This window comes from Paracoccus sp. (in: a-proteobacteria) (assembly GCF_030536915.1).
Lineage (GTDB): Bacteria > Pseudomonadota > Alphaproteobacteria > Rhodobacterales > Rhodobacteraceae > Paracoccus.
This window is the reverse complement of the sequence record NZ_JAUNPC010000132.1, coordinates 1-5,516: the sequence shown is the minus strand read 5'-3', so window position 1 is coordinate 5,516 and position 5,516 is coordinate 1. Positions and strand designations below refer to the sequence as shown.

The following is a 5,516-nucleotide window of genomic DNA, read 5'->3' as shown; positions in this document are numbered from 1 at the left end:
CCGGCCTCGTCAGTCCAGGTGTCGTCGAAGCAGATCAGCCCGTCCGGTGACAGTTTCTCGGCTAGCGTCCGGGCGCAGTCCAGATGCATCCGGTGGCAGTCGGCGTCGTTGATGCGGCTGCCCAGAAACTGCTCGTAGCGCGCCTGACGCAGTTCGGAGTGCTTGCCGTGGTCGAAGTCATAGGCATCGAGAAAGACGTAATCGATCCTCCCCTCGAAACTCGCCAGATAGTCCTCGCCCTTGGCGGTGACGGCGGTGAAGGGCAACCCCAACCGCCGGAACATCCGCGCGGCCCGCCGGCTGTTGGCGGGGTCCATATCCACCGTGACGAAGTCGATCCCCAGTTCGGCGCAGAGCAGCGCAAGCTGGCGGGTCGATCCCTGGCCCGGCACCGTTTCGCGCGTGGTGCCGATCTCGATCATGATCCGCCGCCGGCCATCGGCAAGAGGCAGGGGCGGGTTCTGCGCCAGCTCCGCCAGCAGCAGCGCCTGGCCATGCTGGCCGGCATCGGGCGGCGCATCCTTGTGGATTGCCTTCCGCAGGGCTGATGCGGTGGCTTCATCCAGCGCCGCAAGCGGCGCAGCCAGCGCCTCGAGCGCCTGCAGCGGACGGTTCAGTTCAAGATAAAGCAGCGCGCCGGCCTGATGCAGCATCGGCAAATCGTCCGGCGTATCCTCCAGCGCCTCGGCGACAAGGCCCATGGATTGCAGCGCATCCTCGCGGCGCTGGAAATGGGCCGCCGCCAGCAGCCGCAACAGCGCGGCGTCACCGGGACGCAGCAGGCCGGCGGCCCGGTCAAGCGCTTCCGGGAATGCCGGCGCGGACAGGCAGGCATCAAGGGAAGGAATCAGGGCGCGCATCCGTGCGGCCATGGACGCTCCGGCAGGCAGGGCGGCAAGACGGTCGAGGAACCAGGACACCGCTGCGACGGATGCCCCGTCAGGGGGCAGGGTCCAACCTGTCAGTTCCGGCTGGGCCGAAAGGGGGGCCGTCATCATCGCGGTTCCCGGCACCCGCATGGGATCATGGCCCAAGCGGCGGCACAGCGCCTCGTAGGCGGGGGCGCCGCCCAGATAGTCGTTCGGCAACCCGGCACCTGCTTCTGTCCGGTCGGGCGGGGTGGCTTTAGCGGCGCCCTCTGCCAGATGCAGCAATCTCTTGCGGCAGGCCGCCCGGTCCGCCGGATCGCCTGCGTGGACCGGATAAAGCGGCAGATCCGGGTGACATTCCAGAAAGTCCAGCAGCCGAGCGCTGAATGCATCGAGACAGCCGGTGCCTGCCGCCACAAAGGCAAGCCAGGGATGGCAGGTCAGCAGCGCCCGGGGCCGTAGCCTGTCAGGCAATTCCGCAGGCACCGCATCCGCCGCTGCGACCATGAGCAGCCGCTGCCCCGACCGCGCCCGTGCCGTGCGCATTGCCTCCAACTGGTCGGGCTGTAGAAGCGGGCCGCCCGCGGCGGCGGTGTCGGGCAGGCGGACCACGTCCCATGCCACCGCGCCCTGCCACCAGACGGGGTCCAGCATCGGAAGGCCGGGCAGCGCGATCAGCAGCGGCACCTCGGCCTTCCCGGCACCTGCCGAGATCGCTTCGCATTGGCGCAAAAGGCTCGAAAGCGCCTCGCCGGTAAGGGCTGGCGCAGGGACACTGCGGGTCTCGACCATGTCGATCATCTGCTCGAACAGATGGGCGGCCCGGATCAGGTCGATGCGGCCGACGGATCTGTCTGTGTCGGCTGCGTTCAGCACGGCTTCTTGAGTCGGTCTGTCGCGGTCCCCCAGCGCCGCGCCCTCACTCCCGCGTCTGCCCCCGGCTTGTTGCGGGCCAGAGGGACGACGTTCCTCGGGCTTGCGGTCGTCCCGGCCTTCCGTGCGGCTGTCCTGTGCGGCGTGGGCATTGCCCGTCAGGCGTTGTGCGGACCGGGCTGCCCTGCGTTCCGCACGCTGGCGCGCCTTGTCCGGATTGCCGCCGCGGGTCACTGGTCGCGGCCCCTCAGCTTGCGCGGCCATTCGCGCCTGCCCTGCTCTGCCGAAGCTTCGGCCGGGGGTTCGCCCGGCAGCAGCGCAAGCGATCCCAACTGCGCGGCGGCTTCCTGCAAGCGGGGGGTCAGCTTGCCAAGCAATTCCTCCACTGCCCGCTTGTCATCCGAGAGCCGCTGATGGCTGACCTGCAGCGCTGCCAGTTCGTCGGTCCGTGCCTGCAACATCGACAGCAGCATCCCGTGATCGGCACGCATCTCGTCAAAGCCGGCCCGCGCGCGTTGGGCCAGTTCCTCGCTGTTGCGCAAGGCAAGGCGCAGCCGTCGTGTTTCGTCAGCCAGCGCCTGCAGGCGCTTGGCCGTTCCGGCCGCATCGGCCTCGGCCTTTCCAAGCGCGGCGTCACGGTCGGCTATAGTCTTCTGCGCCGTTTCGGCGGTGGTCCTTGCGGTTTGCAGTTCCGCCTCGACCGCCTGCAGGCGGCTAGCCATTCCGACAGCCTCGAACCTGGCTTTTTCAAGCGCGGCATCACGCTCAGCCAAGCTCTTTTGTGCCGTTTCTGTGGTGGTCTGCACGGCCTGCAGCTGGCCCTCGGTCGTCTGCAGGCGCCTGGCCATTTCGGCAGCCTCGGCCTTGGCCTTGTCGAGCGCCTTATCACGCTCAGCCAAGCCCTTTTGCGCTGTTTCGGCCGAGGTTCTTGCGGTTTGCAGCTCTGCCTCGGCCGCCTGCAGGCGCTTGACCATTCCGTCAGCCTCGGCTTGGGCCTTATCCAGCGCGGCATCACGCTCGGCCAAGCGCTTCTGCGCCGTTTTTGCGGTAATCTGCAGGGCCTGCAGTTGCCCCTCGGTCGTTTGCAGGCGCTTGGCTATTCCGGCAGCTTCGGACTTGGCTTTTTCAAGCGCAACGTCACGCTCAGCCAACCCTTTTTTTGCCGCTTCTGCTGTGATCTGCACAGCGTGCAATTGCGCCTCGGCTGTCTGCAGGCGCTTGGCTATTCCGGCAGCCTCGACCGTGGTCTTGTCGAGCGCGGCATCACGCTCGACAAGACCTTTCTGGGTCTTTTCGGCCACAGTTCTTGCGGTTTGCAGTTCTGCCTCAGCCGCCTGAAGGCGCCTGATGATCCTGGAGGCCTTGGCCTCGGCTTTGTCGAGCGCCGCATCACGCTCGAAAAGGTCGCGTTCCAGCGCCGTCACCCGGCGGCGCAGGTGATCGGCCGTGAAATGAAGCACCGGCCAGGCCGAATCCCGTTCATCTCTTCGCGTCAGGTTGAAGCCGCGTTCCGCAAGCCATTCCTGCAACTCGTCAGCCGTCATGGCTTCTTCGAAGAAGCGCTCTGCGCCGCAGCGCAGCGTCAGCTTCTGAACGCGCTCCAGCAACCCGTGCCTTTCCAGTCGCGAGAGCAACGCCAGTTCCTCGCCCGGCAGGTCGAGAATCAGCGTGAAGACTGCTGCGCCCAATCGCCCCGCTACTGCGGTGACAGGCACCACTGGAACGCTGCGCCGGGCCACTTCATGCAGTCCGGGGAAGATTTCGTGCAGCGTCTCTGCCGCCCGGCGCAGGCTTAAAAATCCGGGCAGCGAGTGGCGGATCAGTTCCGTCTCGCCTTCGGCATCCCCGATCGCCGCGGCAATCAATTCGACCTCGGCTCCGGGCACCGTGGGTGTGATTCCGGCCGTGCCGGCTGCGTCGAAGATCACCAGACGGCCCGCAGGTGCGGGAAGATGCGGTTCCAGCAGGGACGCAAGGCGCTGCGGGCCGGCAGCGACCACGGCCACCGATACGGGTTGGCCGGCTTTCGGAGCAGGGGTGATGGAATGGACGGTCATGGATGCGATTTCATCGGTGTGCCGGGTTTGCAGGGCAGGGTCACCAGCCGAGTGACCAAGGCGGCCTCCCCGAATCTGGCAGGCTGCAGGGAAGCAGCGGGATCACCCACGGCCCGGCACAAGCCGGGCGATGGCGCGGACCGGCTTTGTCAGGCGCCAGGACCGCGATGCCAGCACTGCCTCGATGCGCCGCTGCGCATGGGCCCGGCGCAGTTCCAGCGCCGCCTTTTGCGCCGTCAATTGCTCACGCTCGCGCCTGCCGCGCGCCTGTTCCGCCGCAAGGGCGGCCTCAAGCTCCTTCACGCGCTTTTCAAGCGCCGCGTTCTTGTCGGACAGGTCCGTCCGCAGGCTGCCTTGAAGGGCGAGATTGTCGCTGAGCAATTCGGATTTTTGCTGAAGACGCTCCAACCTGGCGGCTGCCTGGGCATTGGCCTGCCGCGCATCGGCAATCTGACGCTCCCGGTCGGCAAGCGCCTGGGCGAATTTCTGTTGGTCAGCCTTGTGCGCCTTACCGATGCTCTCGTTTGCCTTGACCTGCTCCTCAAGACGGGCTGCCAGCAGTTCCGCCCGCTCTTGAAGCTTCTGCAACTCGCCTTCGCCTTTTTCGATCTGCAGCCTGAGCTGGTCGCCCAGCAGGCTGGCCCGGGTGCGGGTGGCGGCGGCGCGTTTCCAGGCGGCAAGGGCAAGTTCCTGCCGGTCGCATCCGATGCCGAGGCCCAGGGTCACCGCTCTCAGTTCTTCGGCAAGCTCAGCGACTGCCGGGTCGCCGAGCATCACGAGTGCGAGGGTGGTGGCTTCCGGGCCGATGGCGGTCGCGGCAGGCGGCCCGGCCTCCTCCGGCAGTTCGGTCCCGGAAGGAGGCACGAGGGCCGGTGCCGCCGGAACCTTCAGCAGCCGCGCGGTCAGCAATTCCCGGGCCCTTGCCATGTCCGGGTCAAGGATCGCCGGATCGACAGGAATGATCCGCCGCCGGTCCCGGCGATGCAGGCCGAGCAGCGCTTCCGCCGCTTCCTTCCATTCGGCAAGGGCGCGATCCGGGGCCACGCCCTGCTGGATGCGCCAGGCAAGCGACCGGACCGGATCTGCCGTCAGGACCACGACCGGACCCGAGGGCATATCTGTCCAATCGGGACCGGACCGGACGTTCAGTTGGACCCCCGGCAGCGACCGGGCAATGAAATCGGCAAAGTCCTGTGCGGGAACCGGACCGTTCCCCGGCGGCAGAACAAGCGTCAGGGTGATTCTGGCCGTGCTTGCGGCCCGCTCGTCGGCCGCATCGGGCACAAGTGCGATGTTCGGCGGCCCCGCGCGATGAACCGGATGCTCGACGGCGTGGACGGTGGAAGCCAGGCGCCCGCCGGTCTCTTGCTGCATGTTCGTCTCGGCCATGATGTGACTGTCCTGGAACTGATCCCTTCGGGGCGCTCCTATGCCATTTTCCCTTGTGCTGCATCCTTTTTTTCAACCTTTCGCATATGCGGCGACCTGGCCCGCGACATTGACATCCGCGTTGCGGCACGGGATACCCGTCCGGTTTCGATAGCGGAGCGGGACGCCATGACCGCCGTCAGTCTCATCATCCCGGCATTCGACGCGGCAGATTTCCTTGACGCGACGCTCCGATCGGTCAGCCAGCAGGATCTGGCGGATTTCGAATGCCTCGTCGTTGACGATTTTTCCAGCGACGGCACCCTCTCCATCGCCAAGGGCTGGCGCG

At 66.9% G+C, this 5,516-nt stretch carries 4 protein-coding genes; 1 reads left to right on the top strand and 3 read right to left on the bottom strand.

The window, feature by feature from the left end; translation table 11 throughout:
• From Q4F04_RS14550 to Q4F04_RS14540, 3 genes are all read right to left on the bottom strand, one after another.
• Nucleotides 1-1,745, bottom strand: a 1,745-nt coding sequence (locus Q4F04_RS14550) for a hypothetical protein (protein ID WP_303370521.1), incomplete at its 3' end; no start/stop codon positions are given.
• A gap of 227 nt (nt 1,746-1,972) precedes the next feature.
• The gene (locus Q4F04_RS14545) at nt 1,973-3,799 is read right to left on the bottom strand and encodes a hypothetical protein (protein ID WP_303370520.1); all 1,827 of its coding nucleotides are present in this window, start codon (nt 3,797-3,799) and stop codon (nt 1,973-1,975) included.
• Between the two features lie 102 nt (nt 3,800-3,901).
• Entirely contained in the window at nt 3,902-4,897 is a 996-nt protein-coding gene (locus Q4F04_RS14540) for a hypothetical protein (RefSeq protein ID WP_303370519.1), read from the bottom strand.
• 213 nt (nt 4,898-5,110) lie between these two features.
• Here Q4F04_RS14540 and Q4F04_RS14535 point away from each other — a divergent pair.
• On the top strand, nt 5,111-5,516 hold a 406-nt coding region (locus Q4F04_RS14535; protein WP_303370518.1), incomplete at its 3' end, for a glycosyltransferase.

Excerpts from the sequence above, each read along its gene's own strand:
- Q4F04_RS14545 (WP_303370520.1), bottom strand. The coding sequence starts at position 3,799 with ATGACCGTCCATTCCATCACCCCTGCTCCGAAAGCCGGCCAACCCGTA.